This is a genomic window from Mucilaginibacter phyllosphaerae (genome assembly GCF_004378255.1).
Taxonomy (GTDB): Bacteria; Bacteroidota; Bacteroidia; order Sphingobacteriales; family Sphingobacteriaceae; genus Mucilaginibacter; species Mucilaginibacter phyllosphaerae.
This window is the reverse complement of sequence record NZ_SNQG01000003.1, coordinates 104,762-130,573: the sequence shown is the minus strand read 5'-3', so window position 1 is coordinate 130,573 and position 25,812 is coordinate 104,762. Positions and strand designations below refer to the sequence as shown.

General features: G+C 45.5%; 23 protein-coding genes. 7 read left to right on the top strand and 16 right to left on the bottom strand.

Annotated features, from left to right (window positions below; translation table 11 throughout):
* Positions 1-17: 17 nt before the first annotated feature.
* A complete protein-coding gene (locus tag E2R65_RS08745; RefSeq protein ID WP_134336117.1) occupies positions 18-1,910 on the top strand; it encodes an SPFH domain-containing protein in 1,893 nt (630 codons plus the stop codon).
* 96 nt (positions 1,911-2,006) lie between these two features.
* Here E2R65_RS08745 and E2R65_RS08740 read toward each other — a convergent pair whose 3' ends face one another.
* The 4 genes from E2R65_RS08740 to E2R65_RS08725 all read right to left on the bottom strand — a co-directional run bounded on the left by E2R65_RS08740 (position 2,007) and on the right by E2R65_RS08725 (position 5,633).
* On the bottom strand, positions 2,007-3,077 hold the full coding sequence (locus E2R65_RS08740; protein ID WP_134336116.1) for a PA0069 family radical SAM protein: 1,071 nt from the start codon (positions 3,075-3,077) through the stop codon (positions 2,007-2,009).
* 30 nt (positions 3,078-3,107) lie between these two features.
* On the bottom strand, positions 3,108-3,746 hold the full coding sequence (locus tag E2R65_RS08735) for a response regulator transcription factor (RefSeq protein ID WP_134336115.1): 639 nt from the start codon (positions 3,744-3,746) through the stop codon (positions 3,108-3,110).
* Positions 3,715-4,539 carry a sensor histidine kinase gene (locus E2R65_RS08730; protein ID WP_134336114.1) on the bottom strand — a complete coding sequence of 275 codons (825 nt, stop codon included), beginning with the start codon at positions 4,537-4,539 and terminating at the stop codon, positions 3,715-3,717. The genes E2R65_RS08735 and E2R65_RS08730 overlap by 32 nt, the downstream gene beginning before the upstream one ends.
* A gap of 632 nt (positions 4,540-5,171) precedes the next feature.
* Positions 5,172-5,633 (bottom strand): hypothetical protein, encoded by a 462-nt coding sequence (locus E2R65_RS08725; RefSeq protein WP_134336113.1) that lies wholly within the window; start codon positions 5,631-5,633, stop codon positions 5,172-5,174.
* Between the two features lie 363 nt (positions 5,634-5,996).
* On the opposite strand from E2R65_RS08725, the gene E2R65_RS08720 reads away from it, so the two are divergent.
* Positions 5,997-7,088, top strand: a complete 1,092-nt coding sequence (locus E2R65_RS08720) for a metallophosphoesterase (protein WP_134336112.1) — start codon at positions 5,997-5,999, stop codon at positions 7,086-7,088.
* Between the two features lie 109 nt (positions 7,089-7,197).
* Here the strand turns inward: E2R65_RS08720 and E2R65_RS08715 are convergent, their stop codons facing one another.
* The 3 genes from E2R65_RS08715 to rsfS all read right to left on the bottom strand — a co-directional run bounded on the left by E2R65_RS08715 (position 7,198) and on the right by rsfS (position 10,458).
* Positions 7,198-7,836 (bottom strand): LutC/YkgG family protein, encoded by a 639-nt coding sequence (locus tag E2R65_RS08715; protein WP_134336111.1) that lies wholly within the window; start codon positions 7,834-7,836, stop codon positions 7,198-7,200.
* Positions 7,837-7,927: 91 nt separating this feature from the next.
* Complete coding sequence (gene ftsH / locus E2R65_RS08710) at positions 7,928-10,024, bottom strand: ATP-dependent zinc metalloprotease FtsH (protein ID WP_134336110.1); 2,097 nt, start codon at positions 10,022-10,024, stop codon at positions 7,928-7,930.
* 59 nt (positions 10,025-10,083) lie between these two features.
* Positions 10,084-10,458, bottom strand: coding sequence for a ribosome silencing factor (gene rsfS, locus E2R65_RS08705; RefSeq protein ID WP_134336109.1), 375 nt, complete (start codon positions 10,456-10,458; stop codon positions 10,084-10,086).
* Positions 10,459-10,535: 77 nt separating this feature from the next.
* Here rsfS and E2R65_RS08700 point away from each other — a divergent pair, with 77 nt between their 5' ends.
* The 4 genes from E2R65_RS08700 (at position 10,536) to pfkA (ending at position 14,559) form a co-directional block, all read left to right on the top strand.
* On the top strand, positions 10,536-11,276 hold the full coding sequence (locus E2R65_RS08700) for a biotin--[acetyl-CoA-carboxylase] ligase (RefSeq protein ID WP_229704626.1): 741 nt from the start codon (positions 10,536-10,538) through the stop codon (positions 11,274-11,276).
* Between the two features lie 3 nt (positions 11,277-11,279).
* On the top strand, positions 11,280-11,732 hold the full coding sequence (locus tag E2R65_RS08695) for a protein-disulfide reductase DsbD N-terminal domain-containing protein (protein ID WP_134336107.1): 453 nt from the start codon (positions 11,280-11,282) through the stop codon (positions 11,730-11,732).
* A gap of 22 nt (positions 11,733-11,754) precedes the next feature.
* Entirely contained in the window at positions 11,755-13,464 is a 1,710-nt protein-coding gene (locus E2R65_RS08690; protein ID WP_134336106.1) for a protein-disulfide reductase DsbD family protein, read from the top strand.
* Between the two features lie 117 nt (positions 13,465-13,581).
* Positions 13,582-14,559, top strand: a complete 978-nt coding sequence (gene pfkA / locus E2R65_RS08685) for a 6-phosphofructokinase (RefSeq protein ID WP_134336105.1) — start codon at positions 13,582-13,584, stop codon at positions 14,557-14,559.
* 82 nt (positions 14,560-14,641) lie between these two features.
* Here pfkA and E2R65_RS08680 read toward each other — a convergent pair whose 3' ends face one another.
* The 7 genes from E2R65_RS08680 to E2R65_RS08655 all read right to left on the bottom strand — a co-directional run bounded on the left by E2R65_RS08680 (position 14,642) and on the right by E2R65_RS08655 (position 18,635).
* A complete protein-coding gene (locus E2R65_RS08680; protein WP_134336104.1) occupies positions 14,642-14,875 on the bottom strand; it encodes a hypothetical protein in 234 nt (77 codons plus the stop codon).
* Positions 14,876-15,071: 196 nt separating this feature from the next.
* Positions 15,072-15,815, bottom strand: a complete 744-nt coding sequence (locus E2R65_RS08675) for a zinc ribbon domain-containing protein (RefSeq protein ID WP_134336103.1) — start codon at positions 15,813-15,815, stop codon at positions 15,072-15,074.
* The gene (locus tag E2R65_RS08670; RefSeq protein ID WP_134336102.1) at positions 15,815-16,912 is read right to left on the bottom strand and encodes a Nif3-like dinuclear metal center hexameric protein; all 1,098 of its coding nucleotides are present in this window, start codon (positions 16,910-16,912) and stop codon (positions 15,815-15,817) included. The genes E2R65_RS08675 and E2R65_RS08670 overlap by 1 nt, the downstream gene beginning before the upstream one ends.
* 359 nt (positions 16,913-17,271) lie before the next feature.
* Positions 17,272-17,397, bottom strand: a complete 126-nt coding sequence (locus E2R65_RS19895; protein ID WP_260172301.1) for a hypothetical protein — start codon at positions 17,395-17,397, stop codon at positions 17,272-17,274.
* A 34-nt stretch (positions 17,398-17,431) separates the two neighbouring features.
* Positions 17,432-17,791: a TM2 domain-containing protein gene (locus E2R65_RS08665; protein ID WP_134336101.1), complete on the bottom strand. Its 360-nt coding sequence runs from the start codon at positions 17,789-17,791 to the stop codon at positions 17,432-17,434.
* 144 nt (positions 17,792-17,935) lie between these two features.
* Positions 17,936-18,178 (bottom strand): DUF2752 domain-containing protein, encoded by a 243-nt coding sequence (locus E2R65_RS08660; protein ID WP_134336100.1) that lies wholly within the window; start codon positions 18,176-18,178, stop codon positions 17,936-17,938.
* Between the two features lie 40 nt (positions 18,179-18,218).
* The gene (locus E2R65_RS08655) at positions 18,219-18,635 is read right to left on the bottom strand and encodes a DUF4199 domain-containing protein (RefSeq protein WP_134336099.1); all 417 of its coding nucleotides are present in this window, start codon (positions 18,633-18,635) and stop codon (positions 18,219-18,221) included.
* Positions 18,636-18,770: 135 nt separating this feature from the next.
* On the opposite strand from E2R65_RS08655, the gene mfd reads away from it, so the two are divergent.
* Entirely contained in the window at positions 18,771-22,121 is a 3,351-nt protein-coding gene (gene mfd, locus E2R65_RS08650) for a transcription-repair coupling factor (RefSeq protein ID WP_134336098.1), read from the top strand.
* Positions 22,122-22,171: 50 nt separating this feature from the next.
* Here the strand turns inward: mfd and E2R65_RS08645 are convergent, their stop codons facing one another.
* Entirely contained in the window at positions 22,172-23,932 is a 1,761-nt protein-coding gene (locus E2R65_RS08645) for an alpha-keto acid decarboxylase family protein (protein ID WP_134336097.1), read from the bottom strand.
* A 1-nt stretch (position 23,933) separates the two neighbouring features.
* Positions 23,934-25,673 (bottom strand): flavin monoamine oxidase family protein, encoded by a 1,740-nt coding sequence (locus tag E2R65_RS08640; protein WP_134336096.1) that lies wholly within the window; start codon positions 25,671-25,673, stop codon positions 23,934-23,936.
* Between the last annotated feature and the right edge of the window lie 139 nt (positions 25,674-25,812).

Genomic DNA, 25,812 nt, shown 5'->3' with positions numbered 1-25,812 from the left:
AATAAATCAAAAAACAAATGTCTGAAACAATTATTCAACTCTGGTGGGTAGCCCTGCTGGTTGGCGCTCTGGTGCTTTACAAATTGGTATTGCGCGTATTTTTTGGTATGATCATCGTTCCTGATGATCGTATTGGTTTGGTTGTTAAAAAATTCACCCTTTACGGGGATAAGCGGCTGCCCGACGGCCGCATCATTGCTATTTATGGCGAAGCGGGTATGCAGGCCAAGCCGCTTGCCCCGGGCCTTTACTGGCGCATGTGGCCATGGCAATACATTATTACGATGGAGTCCTTCACGGTTATCCCGCAGGATAAGCTGGGCCTGGTAAAGGCTAAAGACGGTGCCCCAATGGATACCGGCCGTGTGCTGGGCAAACCGGTAGACTGCGACAAATTTCAGGATTCGCAGGCGTTCCTGGAAAATAACGGCCAAAAAGGTCCGCAGGCCGCTTTCTTAACGCCGGGTAACTATCGTATCAATACCTTTTTGTTCGAGATTGTGATGGTGCCTATCACCAGCATTCATGAAAACAAGGTGGGTATTGTAACCACCTTAGATGGTGAGCCACTGGAAAAAGGCGAGATAGCAGGCGGATCTGTAATGGGGCACCGCAACTACCAGGACCCGATGGCCTTTATTAAAGCCGGCGGTAAAAAGGGCTTGCAGGAAGATGTGATACTGGCGGGTACCTATTATTTAAACCCCTGGTTTGCCATTGTAGAACAGGTAGAAATGATTCACATCCACATTGGTTTTGTGGGCGTGGTGAACTCCTTTGTAGGGCCGGAGGGGAAAGATACCAGCGGCACCGGCTTTACCCACGGTAACATCGTAAAAAAATATGATAAAGGTGTTTGGGACGAACCGCTGGATCCGGGCAAGCACCCGGTAAATATATATACCCATACGGTAGAGATAGTGCCTACTACTAACATTGTATTAAACTGGGCCAACAGCCGAACCGAGAGCCACGAGCTGGATAAAAACCTGTGCACCATCAGCGTGCGTTCATCAGATGGTTTTACCTTTAATCTGGATGTTTCGCAGATCATCCACATCCCGCGTAACGAAGCGCCAAAGGTTATCGCCCGTTTCGGTAACATGAAAAACCTGGTATCGCAGGTGCTGGAACCTACTATTGCCAACTACTTTCGTAACTCGGCGCAAAAAAGTGGTGTGATAGAGTTTTTAACCGCGCGGTCGCAAAGGCAGGAAGACGCGAGGGAACAGATCAGTAAAGTATTAGCCGCCTATAACGTAGAGGGTGTAGATACCTTAATTGGCGATATTGTGCCGCCCGAAGCCCTGATGAAAACCCTTACCGACCGTAAAATAGCCGAGCAGGAACGCGTTACCTACGAAATTCAAAAAAGCGCACAGATAGAGCGTAAAGAATTTGAAAGCGCCAAAGCCGGTGCCGATATGCAGCCCGAGGTGGTAAAATCAACCCGGCAGGTAGAGATCAACACTCAAATGGCTGCCTCAAGGGTTGCTGCTGCTAAAGGCGACGCGGAATCGCGGGTGATTAACGCTAAAGCGGATGCCGAGAATAAAACCATTATTGCCCGTGCCGATGCGGAAGCAAAAACCATAAACGCCAAGGCGGATGCCAACGCAACCGAAGTGAACGGTAACGCCGATGCCGGCAAAATAAAAGCCATTGGTTTAGCCGAAGCCGAAGTGACCAAACAAAAAACCGAAGCCATGGGTACCGAACAATACGCCATTGTACGCGTAGCAGAGGCCTTAGCGGCCAATGGTATTAAACTGGTGCCCGAGATTTTGGTTAACGGCCAGAATGGCAACGGCAATGGCTTAATAGATGCACTGATAGGGTCTGAAATGCTTAAAAAGCTGCAAAGGGAAAGCGAAGCCAAAATAGTAGACATTTCGCCTAAGGGCGAATAAGCCGGCCACATCCATTCATATTTATTACAGGGGTTTATTCCATGCTATACCGGCATGGATAAACCCCTGCTGTATTAAAACAGGTTACAATTTTTGTTAAAACAAACTGGTTTGTTTACCGCTTTTGGGCGTAAACAAGGTAAGGTCATAATCGGGCATCTCGCGGCCTGCTAAAAACCGCATGCAGGCCATGCGGTATAACTGATGGATAGATTGCGCTACGTGCCCGTCGCCACTCATGCGGCGGCCAAACTCGCTGTCGTTCAGCTTGCCGCCGTGGCAGGCTTTGATCATGTTAAGCACCTTTTCTGCCCTGTCCGGGAAGGCCTTGTGTACCCAATCGGTAAAGATCTCGGCAATGGCGCCATTCAGGCGCACAATGGTAAACCCGGCAGATACCGCGCCACGGTCTGCCGCGGCTTTTATAATATCGGGGATCTCGTTACTGTTTAGCCCCGGTATAATGGGCGCAACCATCACCCGGCAGGGGATACCCTTCTCCGTCAGTTTTTGGATCACCCCCAATCGGCTCATACCTGTTACGGTGCGCGGTTCCAGTTTTTGCCTTAAAGCTTCGTTCAGCGTGGTGATAGATACATTTACATGGGCCAGCTTCATAGCCGCCATTTCGCCCAGCAGATCTATATCGCGCAGCACTACATTATTTTTAGTAATGATGCTTACGGGGTGGCGGTATTTTAAAAATACCTGCAGCAGGCCGCGTGTAATCTTCAGCTTACGCTCTATCGGCTGGTAGCAATCGGTATTGCCCGATAGCACTATGGGTACCGGCTGGTAGCCTTTTTTGTTTAAATATTTTTCGAGCAGTTGGGGCGCATTACGCTTTACGATGATCTTGCGCTCAAAATCAAGCCCGGCGCTAAAGCCATAATACTCGTGGCTGTTGCGTGCATAGCAATAAATGCAGCCATGCTCGCAGCCCTGATACGGGTTAATGGAATGAAAATGGCTCAGATCGGGGCTGTCAGATTCGCTCACGATCTTTTTAGGGTTTTCTTCAAAAAGCTGCGTATGGGTGTTTTCCAGCAGCTGCTCGTCAAGCCCTTCAATGTGCTCCAGCACATATTTGTTTTTTAAAAACTTGTTGTGGGTGTTTACCTGCGCCCCTCTCCCCTTAAAAAATCCGGCGTTATCCTCATGCGACATGAAAGCAAATTTGCTAAAATAATTAGCAAATTACAACTCAATCATTTTATTTTTTATGGCGTATAAAACCAGCCCCACACGGCTTTTTATCTGTAGTTTTTCAAAAAGCTGGTCGCGGTAGCCATCTACGGTACGGGCGCTAACGCACATCTGGTCGGCAATTTCCTTGTAGGTAAGTTCGGTACCGGCCAGTTTTAAAAATTCAATTTCGCGGGCATTCAGCTTAATCTGTTCGGTAGTTTTGCTAAAGCGGTGTGCCAGGTGGCGGGTAACAAATTCGGGGTAGTATAAATCGCCCTGGGTTACCTTGGCAAGGGCCTGTTCAAATTCGTGGGGCTCGGCATCTTTTAACAAATATCCTTTTACGCCCATTTTAACCATCCCCAAAACCTTTTCGGCATCTTCAAACATCGATAGGATGATGACATTTATTTCGGGATAAGTTTTGCGCAGCCATTGTGCCGTGCTTACGCCATCCATAACGGGCATATTAATATCCAGCAAAACAATATCGGGCTTAAGCTTTGGCGATATTTTACGGGTAAGCTCTTCGCCATTAGCTGCTTCAAATAATATTTTATAACCTGTAAAGCTGTTTATTAATGATACGATACCACTCCTGAAAAGGCGGTGATCATCAACCAGGGCTATTGTAGTTTGCGTTGGCATATGTATGTTGTGTAAGGTGGTTGATCCCAATTTTAATACAACAGCCTTCTCCCGGCGCGCTGTTTATAGCAGCATCGGCGCCAATTAAAGCGGCCCTGTTCACCATGTTTTTTAAGCCCGAACCGCCATTAGGGAGCGCCCCGGCCAAAAAACCCACACCGTTGTCTTGAATGGTTAAATTAAACAAATCGTTAAAATAATCCAAGCCGATATTTAATTGTTTTGCCCCCGAGTGTTTAAGGGCATTATTCAGCCCTTCCTGAAAAATGCGGAACAGTACTACTTCGCGCTGTTCGCCCAGGCTATGCGGGTTGCCGTTTATGGCAAGGTTTGCAATGATCATCCCGCTGTTATTCAGGCGATCGGTTTCTATCTCGATGGTTTTTACCAGGCCAAGCTGTACAATATGGTCATAGCTTAAGCTTTTAGACAGGTCGCGCAGATCATTTATCACCTGTGCTACCAGGTTGCGGCTTTCGGTTATTTTTAATTCGGTTTCTTTTGCGGTGCTTTTTACCGGTATGGCCAGGTTTAGTTTTACAAATGACAGTACCTGCGTAACATTGTCATGAATTTCGCGGCTGATGTGGTTAAGCGTTTGTTCCTGTATCTCTACCTGGGTTTTGAGGAGTTCTTGCTGGAATGCTGCCTTCAGGTTTTTTTGTTCTGAAAGATGCGTATTATGCCTTTTTTGGTAAAAGAATAAAAAACTGATAATAAAAATACCCAGCAGTAATAAAATTACTGTCCCGGCAAAAATAATAGCTATCAGCACTTCATCTTTTGTATGCATAAAAATGAAATTGTTAAGCAGGAGTAAAGAATTGCATTGGCTATATTAGATAATACAAGCTGAACGATATCATAATGCGTATAATTTTTTTCGTAGGCCATATAGGCAAATGCCGAATAAAATAAAAACTCGGTAAGGCAAAAAAATAACACGCCTGTACTCATCCAAAAACCGGGCCCACTGGCAATATTAAATACATAGTTGGGCTGAAGCATCAGCTCGTAAAAATAAAAGCAAGCTAAAGCAATCAGAATAACAAACTGTATTAAAATAGTGATGGTATTTAACTCCCAAAAGCCCTGAATGAATATCGTATTTATTATGGAAAACAGGATGGATAAAATAATAATATATTTTATCCATCCCTTAAACTTTATGCTCCTGATCAGCTGAGTTAAGAATACGCTATAAAAAACAAAAAAAATGTCGAGCGTAATATTTGAGATCCACAAATTTTTGTGATCTATTACAAACCAGTTCTCTATAGAGCCAACTTCATATATCAGTACAAAGGCCAGATACGGTGCAAAGTATTTATACGCTGTTTTTTTTATTTTGTCAAAACAAAAAAGTACAGTTAACAGAGCAACTAACTCAAATACAAGATACAGGCGCCTAAACATTTAGCAAGTTTAACAGGTTTTATCCGGCGGGCATAGCTTGCCGTTATCCATTCCGCCACTTTTAACACCAGCTATCATTACCTTATCGTTTACATCTTTCATTTCTGCCTCTCCTTTTGTTGCCACTAAAACCACCATAACTTTGTTTTCGTAATTATCGTCCCTGATACCCGGATATATATCTTTATTATGTACCCCAAGGTAAATCTTTAGCCCGTCGCTGCCCGGATTATCTTTAAAAAGCTCTTCAATTTTTTCTTTTGTAAAATAGATAGTTTTAGTATCCCTTTTTTCCAAATCCTGATACGGCGCAGGATTAGATGCATCCATACGGCGTATCCGCCCCTTGGAAGTGACATGAACTTTTAAAAAGTAATTACCAGACAATCCGTCCAATTGGTCCTGGGTAACTTCAGCCCCGTTTAGCAACTCTTTATCTGAAGTGGGTTCTTTAACAATTTTTGTTAACATTTTGATTATGGTTTAGTAAAAAAACAAATTGATTGATACAAACTTACTATCCGCTCCCATTAAATAAGTACCGTTTTTTCACGGTATTTAATCAGATAAATACCCACCCGGTTACCGTGTTCTTCTTCTTTCAACCGCTTCTGTATATCCGCAATTTTGATTTGCATATCAATAGTTGATTTGCCCGGCGATGCTGAAAACGGATTTAGCAATTAAACCTACAGGCTGTTTATAATATTTAAAAAAATGTATGCTTTGGGGGAAGCATATGGAAGGAAATGACGGGCGGAGCATTCTGCCCAACATTTTCCATTTATCATTATACCTTATCACACAATATAGGGCGGCGCATGTTTAACCTGCATGCGCCGTTTTTTACAACGCTTACTCTACAAACCGGTTTCTGCCCTGGCCGATAGGTTTTCGTCGCGCCCCAACAAAGCACGGGTGAATAAGGCCCTGGGCGCGCTGTATAAAAACATAATGGTAAAGCCCGGTAAAAAGGGGCTGGTGATCCCGTTCGAGATGGATAAAGACAGGTTCATCATCCTGTCCGACCAGCACAAGGGCGCCAGGGATGGTGCAGATATGTTTGCCCGGTCGGCTAAAAACTATCTGGCAGCGCTCGATCATTATAACCAGCAGCAGTTTATTTATATAAACCTTGGCGATAGCGAAGAACTTTGGGAAAACCTGTTCATCAGTGTTAAACGCCATAATAAAGCTACGTTTAAGAAAGAAAAACTGTTTATTAACGACGACCGCTTTGTAAAGATATTTGGCAACCACGACTTGTACTGGGGCAACGACCCGCTGGCTGCAATTAGTTTGCTGCAGATCTACGGCAAAACCATCCATGTATATGAAGGTGTTATTTTAAAAACCAGCATCAATAACCAGCCATTAGAAATTTTTATGACCCACGGCCACCAGGGCGACCTGCAGAGCGATGGCAATTGGTTTAGCAAGTGGTTTGTATCTGATGTATGGGGGCCGCTGCAGGGGTTCCTGCGCATCAACCCCAATACGCCGGCATATAACAATCAGTTAAAAACAGATCATAACCGGATGATGTATGAATGGAGCAGTAAGCGTAAAAACATGCTGCTGATAACCGGGCATACGCACCAGCCGGTTTTTAAATCGTTAACCCAGCTGGAGATCCTTTACACCGGCCTGGATAATGCTAAAAAAGCGCATGATGTGTTAAAAATTACCGAACTGGAAAAAAAGATAACCAGCCTGCACCTGAAAGGAAACACCCAGCCTGATTTTAACGGCTACCTGGATACCTATTTTAACACCGGCTGCTGCTGTTTTAACGACGGCGATATTACCGGGATAGAAATTGAGGGCGGTTATATCCGCCTGGTAAAATGGGCTTACCACAAAAATGTTAGCGAGCGGATGGTTTTGGAAGAAAGTAAGCTGGAGGATCTGAAATTGCAAACGTAGAGACGCGATACTTCGCATCTGTTATGCAAGCAAACGTAGAGACGCGATACTTCGCGTCTGTTATGCAAGCAAACGTAGCGATGCGATACTTTGCGTATAAATATGTGGTTTACCCATCCAGCAAAAACACAAATAGCTCTTTAGGCCCATGGGCGCCTAAAACCAGTGTTTTCTCAATATCGGCAGTACGGCTTGGGCCGGTAACATGGGTTATCATTGATGGCAGGTGGCTGCCGTATTTTTCTTTCAGCAGTTTAAAACCGTCTTTCAGATCGGGCACCAACTGCGAGGTGTAGGCCAGCACAATGTGTACCGGCGGGTAAATACTTAGCCGGCGGCCGGCGGCGTTGGCGTTTGATAACAGTATAGTGCCGTTGCGGGCTATCAGTGCCTCGCAAAGGGTAAAACCTACTTCGGCCTGTTCAAAATCTTTATCGGTTTCAAAAAAAGGATATTCGTAGGTTCTTAGTATCTCTTGCAATGGCGGCTCCCAGCAGTAAATTTTATGCCATTTACGCTCTTCGGCAAGTTCCAGCAGGTTCTCTATAAACTGCACTTCGTCTTCGCAAAAAACAAACTGGCCGCTTACCGCTGTAAACTCTTCGGCAAAGGTAACCTCCGGTATTTCTTCGCCCGGCGGGTACATGGGCAGGTCTTCCAGATTGGGATACGGGTTGTCGCGTTTTTCCAGCAGCGCTTTACGCACCTTTTTCAAAAGCTTTTCTTTAGATGTAGTGATATCCCTCATGCCGGGCCAAAATTAACAAGTATAAACTAAAAAGTCGCAAATCTTATTACCAGACTTGCGACTTTTTTAGTTATCCATTAAATACGATGTTTTAGATGTTATCGCCTGTTTTCTCTATGTTAGAGATGGTTGGGTCGATAAGCGAATCGGGTATCGCGTTATTATCCGGCACAAGCGACGGTTCGCCATTAACAAACTTATCGTATGCGGTGCGGTGCTCAAACGGGCGCTTGCCCAAGATCTCTTCCAGGTCCGATTGAAAAAGCACCTCTTTCTCTAACAATTTTGCGGCTACATTTTCCAGCCCTTCGCGATGTTTGTTCAGCAGGTCTTTAGTGCGGGCGTAAACAGATTCGATCAGGTTACGCACTTCGGCATCAATCAGCTCTGCCGTAGCATCAGAGTATGGTTTTACAAACTGGTTGTCGCCCTGCGGGTCGTAAAAAGAAAGGTTACCCACTTTATCATTCATTCCGTAGATCTTAACCATACCGTAAGCCAGGCGTGTAATCCGCTCCAGGTCGCTTAAGGCGCCGGTAGTAATTTTACCAAAAATAATATCCTCGGCAACCCGGCCGCCCATAGAAAGCGTCATGTCGTCTATCAGTTCTTCTTTGGCTACCAAAAACCGTTCGTTTGGCAGGTATTGTGCATATCCTAATGCGGCAACACCACGCGGAACGATAGATACCTTAACCAATGGATCGGTATGCTCTAAAAACCAGCCGGCAATGGCATGGCCTGCTTCGTGGTAGGCCACCACGCGTTTCTCTTCCGGCGAAATCAGGGTGTTTTTCTTTTCCAGCCCGCCGATCACCCGGTCAATAGCATCCTGAAAATCTTTCATATCAACCGCCTCTTTGTTCTGGCGGGCAGCAATCAGGGCTGCTTCGTTACAAACGTTGGCAATCTCTGCACCTGCAAAACCCGGTGTTTGTGCCGATAGTTTTTTCGGATCCACACCTTCTGCCAGTTTTAAAGGCTTTAAGTGCACTTTAAAGATCTGCTCGCGCCCAATCAAATCGGGCTTGTCGATAGATACCTGCCTGTCAAAACGTCCCGGTCGCATCAGGGCGCTATCCAGTACATCCGGGCGGTTGGTTGCTGCCAGGATAATGATACCCGAGTCGGTACCGAAACCATCCATCTCTACCAGCAACTGGTTAAGCGTGTTCTCGCGCTCATCGTTACCGCCAATCATATTGTTTTTACCACGGGCGCGGCCAATGGCATCAATCTCATCAATAAAAATGATACATGGCGCCTTATCTTTTGCCTGGCGGAACAGATCACGCACACGTGATGCACCCACCCCAACAAACATCTCCACAAAATCAGATCCTGAAAGGGAGAAGAAAGGTACCTGCGCTTCGCCGGCAACCGCTTTGGCCAGCAAGGTTTTACCGGTACCCGGCGAGCCTACTAATAATGCCCCTTTAGGGATCTTACCACCCAGGTTGGTGTATTTTTTAGGGTTTTTAAGAAAATCTACAATTTCCATCACCTCCTGTTTGGCTTCTTCCAGGCCTGCAACATCGTTAAACGTTACCGATACCTGTGCCTCCTTATCAAACAGGGTAGCCTTTGATTTACCGATGTTAAAGATCTGGCCGCCTGCGCCGCCGCCTGCACCACCGCCCATCCGGCGCATAATAAACAGCCACACCACAACAAGCAGGGCCGCCATAATTACCATTTGTACCAGCCAGTTACTCAGCAGGTTCTCTTTACCCTGCTGATACTCTATAGGTGTTTTTTGTGCATCAGCCACATCTTTTTGTACCGCAGCGATAGATTGCTTTAAGCTTTCGTAAGATGCATCTGTAAAATTGTACTGCGGCTCGTTGGCGGCAATGCCCAGCCCGCGCTGCCCTTTGTTGGCATCCTGGTACTGTGCTTTGGTAAGGCTATCCTTTTTAATGTAAACCTCGGCCGTTACCAGGTCGCCGTTTTTGTAGGCCACAATGTGGTCAACATCGCCGGTGCGCAGCATCTGATTGCTAAAACGCTGAAAATCTATCTGTTTGCCAATGCTGCCGCTCATTAAGGTTGGCACAACCAGTATGCCTATAATCGCGATAGCATAAAGCCACATCAGGTTAAACTTTGGCGGTTTAGGCGTGATTTTTTTATTCGGAACCTTGCGTAAAGGTTTATTGGATTCGGACTTTTTATCTTTAATTTCCATGTTCTACAAGCTCATCAATCATTATTAATTTAAAAGGGTATTTTTAACCTGAGCTTTGTTTAAGCGCTTTTGTAGCTTTTAATTTCAGCATCACCCCATAGGTCTTCAACACCATAAAACTCGCGTTTATCAGTCCTGAAGATGTGTATTACTACATCTACATAATCCAGCAGTATCCATTCGCCATACTCCAGGCCCTCTTTTCTCCAGGGTTCTGCCTGCATGGCTTTATAAATCTCTTCCTCAACACTATTTGCAATTGCTTTTACCTGTGTGGCCGAATCGGCGTGGCAAATTACAAAGTAATCTGCTACCGAACTGTTTATATTACGAAGATCAAGCCTTACCAGATCATTCCCCTTTTTTTCCTGCATGCCGTGTATGGCCAGTTCAGAAATGTAGGCGGATTCATTTATCACTTTACTTTTTACCATTAAAAAGATTTAGTTTTGAACGATTTCGGGTTTAAAAATATTATACGTTGCAAAATAACATATTTTCAGGATTATTTGTGGGACAAAATTTAGTGACACTAAAAGAAGTTGACTCAACAAACACATTCCTTAAAAATATCCTGTCAAATTCCAAGCCAGTACCTGAAGGAACGGTCATTATGGCAGAACACCAGTTTGCCGGCCGCGGCCAGCGCCAAAACACCTGGTATGCCGAGCCCGGCAAAAATTTAACTTTCAGCATTTTATTAAACCCCACCTTTTTATCGGCACAGCAGCAGTTTGACCTTACACGCGCCGTTAGTATGGGTGTATATGACGCTTTATACCCCCTGCTGCGTGACAGCCTGAAGATAAAATGGCCCAATGATATTTATTACGGCAATAATAAACTTGGCGGCATGCTGATAGAGAATGTTTTACAGGGCAGCCAGATAAGGCATTCGGTAATAGGTATCGGCATCAATATTAACCAGGTAAACTTTGATGAGAGCGCCATAAATGCTACATCGGTTAAAAAGATATTACAAAGGGATTATGAATTAAAAAATATATTAGCAGAAATTTGCAACCATACAGAAGCCTATTATCTGCACCTTAAAGCCGGGCGGGGCGCTTTTGTAAGGAATATGTACCTTAGCCGACTATATCGGTTAAACGAATGGCATAAATTCCTGTCGAACGGGGAGAAGTTTGAGGGCCGGATCATAAACGTTAAAGAAAACGGTTTGCTGGTTGTTGAACAAAACGATGGCGAGCATCTGTATAACTTAAAAGAAATAGAGTTTTTAAATAAATAAAATATGAAACGAATAGTAGTTTTATTAGCTGTATTAGTGTTAAGCACGGCAGCATTCGCGCAGATTGAACAACCGGTAAGGTGGTCATACGCGGCCAAAAAGGTCAGCAACACCGAGGCCATTGTGTTTTTAAAGGCTACGATTGACCAGGGCTGGCACATTTATTCGCAATCGGTTAAAGAGGGCGGGCCGGTAAAAACCAGCTTTACCTTTGCACCGTCAAAAGAATACACGCTGGCCGGCCCAACTATTGAGCCCAAGCCGATAACCAAATACGAAAAAACATTCGGTATGAATGTGGGCTACTTTGAAAACTCGGTTGTGTTTCAGCAAAAGATCAAATTAAAATCGGCTAAGGCATCGGCTGTAAAAGGCAAACTGGAATTTATGACCTGTAACGATCAAAAGTGCCTTCCGCCAGACGAGGTTAAGTTCTCTGTCCCCTTAGGTAAATAATCCCTTTTTTAAGTCAGCACAAATGATACCAGCCCCCCTGCGCCGCCCTTTTAAGCACGCGTTAATACTATTGATTGCCCTTTTTACTGTTGTGGCCATAGCGCCGCAACAGGTTAAAGCCCAAACAGCCGATACCGTTTCTACCAACGATGTACAGTTTACGGATATACCAACTGCGGCAGACAGTATTGCGGCCGCTAAAAAGAAAGCACCTGTTACAGATACTGCAAAGAAGGCCGCTACGGTAGCATCAGTGGCAACCGCTGCCGGTAAAGATGATGCAAACACAAGCCTTTGGCAGTTATTTATCATTGGCTTTGTAGGCGGGTTTGCAGCGTTTTTGTTGCCCTGCGTTTACCCTATGCTGCCCTTAACGGTTAGCTTTTTTACCAAACGTGGAGGTACAAGGGCCAATGCCATCTGGCAATCTGGCCTGTATGGCTTATCCATCATATTTATTTATGTGGTTTTTGGCTTGCTTATTACCATTATTTTTGGCCCGGCAGCTTTAAACGGGCTGGCAACCAACGGCATCTTCAACTTCTTTTTCTTTTTGATGCTGATCGTATTCGGGGCATCATTCCTGGGGGCGTTTGAAATAACGCTGCCAAGCTCATTAGCCAACAAGCTGGATGCAAATTCTGACAAGGGCGGTTTAGCCGGTATCTTTTTTATGGCCGCCACGCTGGTAGTAGTATCGTTTTCATGCACCGGCCCTGCAATTGGCGGCGTACTATCAAGCGCCTTTACCAAAGGCGACAGGCTTGGCCCGGCTATAGTGATGTTTGGCTTCTCGTTAGCTATCGCTTTGCCGTTCACCATATTTGCCATGTTCCCGTCGGCGCTAAAAAGCCTGCCAAAATCTGGCGGCTGGTTAAACAGCGTTAAGGTGATCCTTGGTTTTATCGAGATCGCATTCGCTCTGAAGTTTTTATCGAATGTCGACCTGGCTTACCACTGGAACCTGATCGACCGCGAAGTGGTTTTATCCCTGTGGATAGCCATTGGCATATTGATGAGTTTATACCTTATTGGCAAAATCAAGTTCTCGCACGATAGCGATGTTACTCATTTAACAGTAACCCGTACATTTATAGCTATGGGCATGTTTGCCTTTACCATATACATGGTGCCCGGCCTTTGGGGGGCGCCATTAAAAGCAATCAGCGCATTACTGCCACCCTTAAGTACGCAGGACTTTAAAATATCGGCAGGCGGCGGTTTGGCAGCAGCCCCGGCAAATACAACAACCATCAAAACAAAAAAATACGAAGAGCTTTTTAAACGCCTGCCAAAGGTAGAAGGGCTTGACGATTGGTACGATTACGACCAGGCTATTGAAGTTGCCAAACAATTGCACAAGCCCATCCTAATAGATTTTACCGGTTGGAATTGCGTTAACTGCCGCGAAATGGAGCAGAACGTAATGCCCAACCCCGAAGTACTTAAACTGCTGCAAAACGAATTTGTGATGCTGCAGCTGGTTATTGATGACAAAACAGAGCTGCCGGCTGCAGAGCAGTACACCTCTAAGGCAACGCATAAAAATATCACTACGCTGGGCGGCAAATGGCTGGATTTTGAGATCTCTAAATACGAAACCAATGCGCAGCCGTACTATGTAATTATTAATGAGAAAGGCGAAACATTGGTACAACCGCCCCAAGGCGCCAGCGATGTTAAAACCTTTAAGGCTTACCTGGAAAGTGGCATAGCAGCCTATAAAAAGTAGGCGGCTAAAAAAAATTAATGTAAATTCGCGGAAATTTATAAAAACGATGCGGCCTGCTGCTGGCTTTTTATAATTTATTTCTGTTTACACACATAACGCGACAGCGCCCTTTATAAAATGACGCAGATCAAAAACATTGGAGTTTTTACCTCAGGTGGTGATGCACCGGGTATGAATGCCGCCATCAGGGCGGTAGTACGCTCCGCAATTTATTATGGTATTAATGTAACCGGTATCCGCAGAGGGTACGAGGGAATGATAAACGGCGAGTTTTTTGCCATGGACAGGAAATCTGTTTCCAACATTATTCAGCGTGGCGGTACCATTCTTAAAACAGCCCGCAGCGAGCAGTTTCGCACCCCGGAAGGCCGCAAACTGGCTTACGATCAGCTAAAAAAGCATGGTGTTGATGCGCTTGTTGCCATTGGCGGCGACGGTACTTTTACCGGCGCGCATATTTTTGGTGAAGAGTTTGACATCCCCGTGGTTGGCTTACCGGGCACCATTGATAACGACCTGCTGGGCACCGATTTTACCATCGGTTATGACACGGCTATTAATACCGTTATTGATGCGGTAGATAAGATACGCGATACGGCAGAATCTCATGACCGGGTGTTTATTGTGGAGGTGATGGGCCGCGATTCGGGCCTGATCGCCCTGCGTACCGGGATTGCATCCGGCGCAGAAGCCATTGTGATACCAGAGAGTAAAACCAATATTGATGCCCTTTGCGAAAGGCTGGAGCATGGCCGTAAGGATAAGCTGTCAAAAATTGTAATTGTTGCCGAAGGGGATGATGTTGGGGGCGCATTTGAGATAGGCCGCCATGTAAAAGAACGCTTTCCGCATTATGATACCCGGGTATCTATTTTGGGCCACATTCAAAGAGGCGGCCGCCCGTCTTGCATGGATAGGGTGCTGGCCAGCCGTGTGGGCGTTGCCGCTGTAGAGGCGCTAAAAGACGGCCACCGCAACGAAATGATAGGTGTTATCCATAACGAGATCTCGTACACGCCGTTTGAGCATGCCTGCAAACACAATGTTGAAATAAACCCTAACTTTTTAAAGTTAGTAGAGATACTGGCGATATAAGTTTACTATGCATATAAAATGAAAGCCCTGTCAGAATTTTTCTGCAGGGCTTTCATTTTATATATTGGTTTATTAAATAATATCACATTCTTAGCCGTAACGAAACCGACCGGCCAAGCGCCTGCACAAATTGCGGGTCGAGCGTGTGGTGTTCGCCTTCCTTTTGTATCCAGATGGTGTTTTCTTTTACCAGTTGCAATTTTTCTCCGTTTAGCAACAGTTCCAGTTCGGTAGTTTTTTGATTGATCAAACGGCTGTTTACTATCTGGTAAACGTAATCCTTATCGTTAAATGTAATCCTTAGCGGTAATCCCATAGCTCTGTATCTTCTCGGTGGTAAAGATAACCCTTAACGCCGGGATTAGAATTTTATTTGAAAATTTAGTGGATTATAAATGAGCCATCCTCGAAAAACCAACTCTCGTCATTGCGATTATGCTTTTTATACCAACACAAAAGGCTCCGCAAAGGAGCCTTTTAAATATAAGTTTATGAATAGTGGTTCTGTTACGTTATGCGTTCTCTTCTTCCAAAGCCATTAGCTCATCAACCAAAATACGCCCGCAATGCTCGCAAACGATAATTTTTTTACGCTGACGGATGTCTGACTGGCGCTGGGGCGGGATCTGGTTAAAGCAACCCGAGCAAGAATCGCGCTGAATAGTAACTACTGCCAAACCGTTTTTAGCATTTTTGCGCAAGCGGCTGTAAGCGATCAATAAACGCTCATCAATTGTACCTGTGGCTTTTTCTGCCTGTGCAGTTAGTTCAGTTTCTTCTTTCTCAGTTTCGGCGGTAATGGTGCCTAACTCATCTTTTTTGGCGTCAAGATCTGCACGGCGGGCATCAAGGTCGGCCTGTGCTTTTTCGTAAATGCTGGTTTTTGAGGCGATCTCGAAACCGTACTCGCGAATTTTTTTCTCGCTCACCTGTATATCTAAGCCCTGTATTTCAATCTCTTTAGAGATGGCATCATACTCGCGGTTATTTTTAACCTCGTTTAGCTGGGCTTCGTATTTTTTTATGTTAGACTGTGCGTCTTTGATCAGATTTTTGCGGGTTACAATTTCGTCCTCCAGGTCATCCAGCTCATTCTTGATCTTTTGGATGCGGGTTTCAAGGCCGGCAACATCATCTTCCAAGTCTGCAACTTCCATAGGCAATTCACCTCTTACCTGGCGTATCTTGTCAATTTTGGTGTGGATGGTTTGCAGGTCGTATAAAGCTTTAAGCTTTTGTTCTATGGTTTGTTCCATTAAATAAAATATTTGACGGGGTTTGTATTCACTTTTGTTAAACGGATGGCAAAGTTAACAAATTTTTCTTGAATAATTTCGCACAATAATTGTTGCGTAAATTGCTCACTTTCAAAATGTCCGATGTCTGCAATTACTATTTTCCATTCGGCGTCAAAAAACTCGTGGTATTTGTAATCAGCCGTGATAAAAACCTCAGCGCCAGCAGCAATGGCCTGTTTCAACAAAAAGCCGCCCGAGCCGCCGCAAACCGCTACTTTTTTTACCTGTTTCCCGGTAAAGGCGGTGTGCCGTATCACCGCGCAATCCATCGCAGCTTTTACTTCGCCTAAAAATTCAGCTTCGTCCACCGGCACCTCCAGTTCGCCTATCATCCCGCTGCCTATCTGTTGGTGTTGGTTGGTTAAGTTATACAGATCATACGCTACCTCCTCATACGGATGCGCCAATACCAGCGCCATAATGATCTTACTTTCCAGGTTTGCAGGGTAAACGGTTTCTATCCGCATTTCCTCCTCATGGTGGCGGATGCCGGGCTCGCCCACATAAGGGTCGCTGTTTTCGCCGCCTTTAAAAGTTCCGGTACCTTCGGCATTAAAGCTGCATTCGCTATACTCGCCAATATGGCCCGCCCCTGCATGGAACAATGCCTTACGCACCTGCTCTGCCTGCGCTATCGGCACGTAGGTTACCAACTTTTTAAGCAACCCTTGTTTAGGTGCCAGTATCCGGGTATTGGTGAGTCCCAAAGTTTCGCAAATGCGGGCGTTAACACCCGTCATCACATTATCCAGGTTGGTATGGATGGCGTACAGCGCAATGTTATTGCGGATGGCTTTTTCAACCACGCGCTCTACATATGTTTTGCCGTTAAAACGTTTTAGGCCTTTAAAAACAATGGGGTGGTGCGATATGATAACCTGGCAGCCGGTGGCAATGGCCTCATCTACCACGGCCTCGGTACAATCCAGAGATATCAGGGCCTGGTTCACTTCCATATCCGGTTGGCCTACAATTAATCCCGAATTGTCATAATATTCCTGATAGGCCAGCGGGGCCAGGCTTTCCAGGTAAGCGGTTAGCTGTGCTAATTTCATAATTGCACTAAGATAATAAGGCGGGGCGAGGTTTGGAAGGAATAATTTTATAGGCTCGTCCCGCCATAACGTTTGGGCTTTGCGCGATTCCCTCCCAACGGAGGGTGCAGGGAGGGGTTTCTGTGTAAGGCATAACAGATAAACCCCTCCCTGCCATTTCATATTCCTACGCAACCCCTCTCCGGGGAGAGAATCTTAGGCGATAAAGGGTAACCGGATTAATCTTCCTTTCTATTACTCGGGAGAGGCCACAAAAAAAATCAAAACGTACAGGTAATATTTTCTTTGGTGCAGGCTAATTTGCATCAGCCTTCCAATTCTTACCCCGTTTTGATTCTTTTATAATTTGTAGCCGTCGCTTATCTTTTGGTAGCTGTTGCTGTTTTTAATTTGATAAGCCTCAGGTCGTTCATTAAGATATTCATTAATTCCTGATCGAAGCGTGAGGCTAATTTATTGGCAGTTGCTGTTTTAAAAGTTTTCATGATTATGATATGGTTTAGATGATCAATTGTTTAATTACAAGCCCATTTTAGCTATGTTAAAGCTTTCGTAGGCCATTTTTTGATTGTATTCGTTTGCGATGGATTGGTGGTTTATCAAATCTACAATGGTACCGATAAAGCAAAAACCGGCGGTGAAAAAGTAAAATAAACCCATTAAAACCTGGCCTACCATAAACCGTTGCACACCGGCTATGCCAATAAACCCAAGCAGTGTAAATATTAAAATATCCTGCGCGCTTCTTCTTTTGCTGGAGTAGATCATAAAGAAGCTCTGCTTCTGGCTATCGGTAAGGCTGCTTGTTGCCTGGTGTAAAACTGCCATTTCCTCTGTTGTGATGCCTGGCAGTGACATATAAGGATTGTAAGTTTCCATTTTGTTAATTGTTATGTTGTGATTGATGATGTAAAACTACTATCGAATGACAAATCTGCCTAAAGTTAATAGGCAATCGCGCTCAAACAATCGGTAAGTATGGATATTTATCCGGCGAAATAGGGGAACTTTTTTTACCGATACTTATTGAAAGCGATATGGCTTTTTTACAGCAAGCGTGTATATCCGGTACAGCAAAACGGCCAGCACGGGGATGCCCAGCCAATGCGCATGGAAGGACGCTTTAATATCGCCCCTAAAAAGATGAGAAATAGCATGGCCTAAGCCACAGCCCGGGCACCAGGTAAAGCCAAGCAGCTTTAAGGGGCATAAGCTAAAATGGCTTTGGCCGGCCGGGTTAGTAAACGCCAGGCAGGCCAAAGCCATAATCCAGAATGTTAATTCAAAATAACGGTTAAATATTTGCCTAATCGACACGGTTGCTTTTAGTGGTCAGCAATAAAGATACGGCAAAAGCCTCTATCACGCCAACAAGCAGGGCGCCAAAAATGCGGCCGCTAAAACTCTGGAAGGTGGTATCCGTGCTATCCACGTTACCCCAGTTAATAAATATGATACCGGCAAACACGGCAAGTACACCGCCTACCAGTAATATTTTAAAGCTTTGTATCAAAGCCTCTAAAAAGCCCATGTTACCTTTCAGCTCACCGTCCCTAAAGTTTTTAACGCCAAAAAATAAGCCTATCAGCGGTATCAGTACCGAAACATACTCTATCGGGTTGGTTTTACTGTCAGACAGGTTGTAACCTGTAGACCGCATCACAAACAGCCATATTAAACTTAAAACACCTATTATCAATCCAAATATTACCGAGTTTTTCATGTTATAAAAGTTATACTTTGTTGTAATTGGGAAATATCATTTAAAAGTAAACATAAGCGCAAATTGTTTGCTTTAATTTTATGATATATTATCTGCCTGCTGCAAAAAAGCATTTTTACCTATATTTACACCGTTTTGAACATCCGTGATATATTAGAGCGATATAAGGCAGACGAGCGGATAAAGGCATTGGCGCAAGCCTTAAATGCCGGTAAAAATCCAAGGGTACAGCTGCGTGGGTTAGTCGGGTCGGGAGATGCGGCCATGGCCGCCGCATTGTATTTTTTACAGCATAAGCACATGATATTTGTGCTGCCCGAGCGCGAAGAGGCCGCTTACTTTTTGGCCGATCTGGAGAACCTGACCGGTAAAGACATCCTGCTTTTTCCCTCATCCTACCGCAAACCCTTTGAATTTACCCAGCCCGACAGCGCCAACGTTTTGGCCCGTGCCGAGGTATTGAACGAGCTTAATCATGCTACCGAATACGGCCAGCTGATCGTAACCTATCCCGAAGCCCTGGCCGAAAAGGTGATAGACCGTTCATCGCTGGAGAAAAACACGCTGGAGATCTCGGTTAATAACAAACTCAGTATTGATTTTATTACGGAGTTTTTGGTGGAGTATGATTTTGACCGGGTTGAATTTGTTTACGAGCCAGGGCAATTCTCTGTACGTGGTGGTATTGTAGATATTTTCTCCTTCTCGCATGATCTGCCTTACCGGGTTGAATTTTTTGGTGATATCATTGAGTCGATCCGTACGTTTGAGATAGAGAGCCAGCTATCGGTAGAGCAGGTGAAGCATATTACTATTGTACCCAATGTGCAGTCTAAATTCCTGACGGAGAATAACATTTCGCTGCTGGAATATGTGGAGCCGGATACGCAGGTATGGATAAAGGACGTACAGTTTACGCTGGATATCATCCAAACCGGCCATAAAAAAGCTACCCAGCTATGGAAGGCCTTATCTGCCGATGAAAAGAACCAGAACCCGGATTGGATAGACCCTAAATTTAGCTTTACCGACGAAAAACTGATAGCCGACCAGCTGCATGATTTTGCCCTGGTAGAATTTGGCAAGCAATTCTTTTACAACGATGCCGCACAGATCAATTTTGAGATGCGCCCGCAGCCATCGTTTAATAAAGATTTTAACCTGCTGATCCATAATTTTAAAAATAACGACGCCGAAAAGATAGAGAACTACATTCTTACCGATTCGGCACGACAGGTAGAACGGCTTTACGCCATACTGGAAGACCTGGATAAGAACGTAAAGTTTACCCCGATCAGCGTATCTATCCGCGAAGGTTTTATAGACAGAGAACAAAAGCTGGCCTGCTATACAGATCACCAGATCTTCGATCGTTATTATAAATACAAGCTTAAGAAAGGTTATCAGCGGTCGCAGGCCATTACTTTAAAAGAACTGCGCGACTTAAAGCCCGGCGATTTTATCACCCATATTGACCACGGCATTGGCAAATACGCCGGCCTGGAAAAAGTGGAAGTGAACGGCAAAGTGCAGGAGATGATCCGTTTGATCTATGCAGATAACGACCTGCTGTATGTGAACATCAACTCGCTTAACCGCATCAGTAAATACAGCGGTAAAGAAGGCACCGAACCCCGCATGAACAAGCTGGGTACCGATACCTGGGAACGCCTCAAAAAAACCACAAAAAAAAAAGTTAAGGACATCGCCCGCGATCTGATCAAGCTTTACGCCGTGCGTAAGGCGCAGGAGGGGAACGCCTTTTCGCCGGATAGTTATCTGCAGACCGAGTTGGAAGCATCTTTCCTTTATGAGGACACTCCGGACCAGGAGAAGGCTACAGTAGATTTTAAAAAAGATATGGAATCGCCGCACCCGATGGACAGGCTGATCTGCGGTGACGTAGGCTTTGGTAAAACAGAGATAGCGGTACGGGCCGCATTTAAGGCGGTGGCCGATAGCAAGCAGGTGGCCATTTTGGTGCCTACTACCATTCTGGCGGCCCAACATTACAAAACATTTAGCGACAGGCTCAAAGGTTTCCCGGTGAACATTGATTATGTGAACCGTTTTAAAACCACCAAGCAAATAAAAGACACCCTTGCAGGGCTAAAAGAGGGCAAGGTAGATATCATTATAGGCACACACCGTTTGGTGAGTAAGGATGTGAAGTTTAAAGATCTGGGCCTGATGATCATCGACGAAGAGCAAAAGTTTGGGGTAACGGTAAAAGAAAAGCTGAAACAGATGCGCGCCAATGTGGATACGCTTACGCTTACGGCAACGCCTATCCCGCGTACACTGCATTTCTCGCTGATGGGTGCAAGGGACCTTTCTATTATTTCTACCCCGCCACCTAACAGGCAGCCGGTAGTTACCGAATTACACGTGTTTAATGACACGCTGATAAAAGAGGCCGTGCAGCACGAGATAGAGCGCGACGGGCAGGTGTTCTTTATCCATAACCGCGTGGCCGACCTGCCGCAGCTGGGCGCCATGATCCATAAACTGGTGCCAAAAGCCCGCATAGGTATTGCCCACGGCCAGTTAGAGGGCGATGCGCTGGAAGACGTTATGCTGAAATTTGTGAACCACGAGTATGATGTACTGGTGGCCACCACCATCATTGAGGCCGGCTTGGATATCCCCAATGCCAATACCATTATTATTAACCATGCCCACATGTTTGGCCTGAGCGACCTGCACCAGATGCGCGGCCGTGTGGGGCGAAGCAATAAAAAGGCCTACTGCTATTTACTGAGTCCGCCTTTAAGCACCCTCACCAACGAGGCACGCAAGCGCCTGAGCGCCATTGAAGAATTTAGCGACCTGGGCAGCGGTTTCAACGTAGCCATGCGCGATTTAGACATTCGCGGAAGCGGTAACCTGCTGGGTGCCGAGCAAAGCGGCTTTATTGCCGAAATTGGTTTTGACATGTACCACAAGATACTGGACGAGGCCATACAGGAGCTAAAAGAGGACGAATTTAAAGGCGTTTTCCCGGATGAAAAGCCAAAACCATTCATCAGCTTTACGCAGATAGATACCGACCAGGAGATCCTGATCCCGGATGAATATGTAACCAACATTGGCGAGCGCTATAACCTGTACACCGAACTGAGCAAACTGGAAAACGAAAACCAGCTGCAGGATTTTAAGCAGCAACTGCATGACAGGTTTGGCCCGCTCCCCCCACAGGTGCATGATCTGTTAAACTCTATGCGGCTGCAATGGCTGGGCAAAGCCATCGGCTTTGAAAAGGTATCGCTTAAAAAAAATGTACTGCGCGGTTATTTTATCACCAACCAGCAATCTGCTTATTTTGAAACTGAGGCCTTTAAAGAAGTGCTGGAATTTGTACAGCGTAACCCACGCCGCACCAATCTTAAGGAAGTAAAAAACACCCTCCGCCTGAGTATAGACCGCATTGCCAATATTGACGAAGCGCTGGAAATTCTAAGCGAGATGACCGTAGTTGCGGTATAAAAAAAGCCGGATAATTATCAAATTATCCGGCAACCCTCACAATTAATCTATTAACATAAACTCCAGTTCTTATTTAAAAATTCATCCTCGCCGGGTTTGGCATTTTTGTAGGCAATGGCCTCGGGGATATCCGTTTTGGGCAGGTACACGTGAATAATGGTATTCTCGGTTATGCTATCCAATTGGTTTAAAACGGTTTCCAGTTCATCCATATTGGTTACTTCAAAGCCTTTACCGCCAAATACATCCACCAGTTTGGCGTACTTCCAGCGGTGCATATCGTTGTAGGCGTAAACCGTGTTCAGATCGGGCAGCGGGTATTCCACCTTATCCTTACCGCGGAAGGGGTTGGGGTTTACCAGCATCTGCTCGATACCGTAGATACCGTTATCCAGCACAAAAACAATGGTATTATGCTTAAGCTTATTTTGGGTAGATACGGCCTGGCAGGTTTCCTGGAAAGCGCCGTCGCCCACAAAAACAACTGCGCGCTTATCCGGCCGGGCGCATTTAACCCCCGTTGCCGCCGGCACCGAATACCCGATAGACAGCCACGATGCCTGCGCCACAAAACCGTTAGCCTCGGCAATATGGATGCCCTGCGCACCCAGTAGCGGGAAACCGGCATCAGCTACCACCACGTGGCGGGCATCAATAAATTTGCTCATGCGCCCAAAGAACAGGTCGTACGTTACGGGTATAACGGGCTTGGCTTTGGTCATGCTTTCGGCTACAAAAAATGAGGCTTTAAGCCTGCCCGGCCCGTACATCTGGTAGGCTTTAAACTTCACTTTCAATAGTTCCTGCTTTAACAGGATTATGAAATCTTTTAGCGATACATTCGGTTCATAGGCCGCACCCATTCTAACACCGCTGTGGTTGGCCAGTACGGTATCGTCTTTCCAAACGTCAAAACCGCCCAGGTTTTTGCCGGTTGTCCATACACCCAGGCCAATTTTAACATCTGCTTTTTCAAAACGCTCCTTTACATCTTTGGGCGATGCATTGCCGTTAAACACCCCCTTAAATTTAGGATGATCTTCGGACACAATGGATTTACCCAGTATAGAGGTAACAAACTCGGTATCGGTGCTTTCTACCAGGTTTAAAAACTCTTGCTGCAAACCATAGCGCTGAATTTCTTCGCCGCCCCAAAAAATTATCTTTTTATTGAGCGACATGGCCGCAACATGCTGGGCGGCCTTCAGGGCGTTCTCTTTACAGCCCTTTAACGCCTTAACAGTTAGCGGAGTGCTTGGCGGTTTACAAGTCATGCGCCATACATCTTCAAAAACCTCCAGGTAAACGGGTTTGCCATATAAAATGCAGGCATCCAGTATCGCATCAATTTTATAGGGGGCATCTACACAACTGGTAACCTGCTCTGCCGCTACGGTTACATTGCGGTACACGTTAATGTTGCTGTACATATCGCCCGTCATGTGTGATGCCAGCATGCCTTGGGCGATATTTTTCATCTGGTCGCTGCTGGTTGGCGCGCCGTTAATTACCAGCACGGGGCAATGCTCTACATAAGAGCCCGCTACCGAATTAAGCAAGGTAAATGCACCCACCCCATACGTTACCGCCACTGCCGAAAAGCCCCTTAAACGCGCATAAGCATCGGCGCAATGGCCGGCGTTAATCTCATTGGTATCGTTAATTACCTGTATTTTTGATTTTTTATCCTCCAGAATGGTGTTCAGGAATGGCGCGGTGTAATTACCGGCTATGCCAAACAGGTGGTTAAGGCCCATCTGCTCCAAGCGCATCTGCAAATATTTTGCTACGGTTACTTCTTTTGCGGCCATGTTATTTGGGGTTATTAAGGCTGCCAATAGTTTCGGTCACTTCCAGCGCCGTGCGGATGCCCGATTCGATGGCACCTTCTATCCATGCGTGCTTAAGCGAGGTGTGCTCCCCTGCAAAATGTGCGCGGCCATGCCATTCGGTTGCTATAATATGCTTTTGCAGCAAATGCAGTTGGCCGGGGTTAAATATGGCAGCCTCGCCAAAGGCGTAAGGGTCGCGCATCCAGCTTTGGGTTGCCGCGCCAATAACGCTTTTTTTGCCGGTAAGCTTCACCTCTTGTTTTGCTTTGTCAACCGTCATTACGGCCAGGTCCTTGATGCGCTCCTGTTCTTTAGGGTCATTGGGTGCATGTAAAATGGCCAGGTTTTTTAAGGCATAAAAATAACGCTCGTCATCATCCATAGAATCCCATCGGCTTGCCTCGTCGCTCCAGCAGTATGATGCCAATATCACACCATGGCCTTTGCCGCCAATATCCATACTCGGGTAATACACAAAACGGTTAGACAGGTCGGTTATCGAGCCGCCGCCTACAATGTTGTATGGTGCCTCTTCCCACCATTTCTGCCTGAATTCGATCAGGATCTTGGTGGCCGAATCATAATGCAATTCGCGGATGGCCTTACGTTTTAACTGGCTAAAGCCCGGGGTAACATACACGTGCCGCAATGCCGAGAAAGGGATAGTTACGATCACTTCATCAAACCCCAGGTCTTCAATAGGCGTCGGCATTTTTTCGAAGCCCGCTTTTTTGTAAAATTCAGGGTCGCGCTCCACCTCTACGTGTGTATTTACTTTGATCTTATTGGTGGTTTTATCAATAAACAGGTCGGTTACGCGGCAGTCAAAATAAGTGTTCTCTTTTAACTTGTGTGCTTTAAAAAACTCGGTGGTCAGCAGGTCGGTTCCGCCTACTATTTGCTTAAATTCGGTAGTATCCTTAATGATGTTAGATTCGATAAAGCTCTGCAGAAAATCATACGCCATGCGCGATTCCAGGTTTTGCAGCACCCCTATCATCTCAATGGCATTATCAGAATACAAAGTTTGCTCTACCAAAAACCGCCTCATCGAGTATTCGCCGTAACGTTGTATCAGCAAAGGCCAGTTTTTGGTGGGGTTTTGCGCTATAAAAGCCTTAAGCGGGTTTAAAACGTTTGCCAGCAATATATCGGCACGCTGGTTTTCATACAAGTTTTGCTTGCTGGTTTCCAGGTTATAATCAAGCAGTTCGTTAATATTGGCTCCATCTTTAAAATAGTCTTTTTGTACCACGCGGTTGTAATTCACATAAAAAAGCGAATTGCGTGTTTTGGATACCACAACTTTAGGATCTGTGCGGTAGGCTATGGCCTGTGCTTTATCTACCGATACATAATAAAAAGGCTCTGTTTTAAGCTTTAACTGCTCGATGTATTTAAACACCATCTGATGAATAGTGGGGATGCGCATGGCGCCGGCCTCTCCATACACGCTGTCGTCTTCAAAGTACTGCTTGTCCTTTGTGTTGCGGAAGGTTTTGATGCGGCCGCCCACGCGGGTGTTGGCTTCTACAATGGTTACCTTATGCCCGGCTTTTTTTAGCATCTGGGCGGCAACCATACCGGCCATACCGGCGCCGATGATTAAAACGTTTTTGGTTTTTTTAGCCTTGGGGATGCCATTATCAATATACTTTAAATACTGTTGAATAACGGGGTCGTTATCTTCATCCAAAAGGCCGTGCAGGTAATTTTCCATTGTGGGTTTAAGTAAGGTTATATGAGCTAAAGCTAACCATACTTTTACTTATCCGCGCCCTAATATCACCCTAAATAATACCTTAAATTACCCTTTATCATACCACAAAAAATGTTGGCTGCTTACATTACGCCTTACG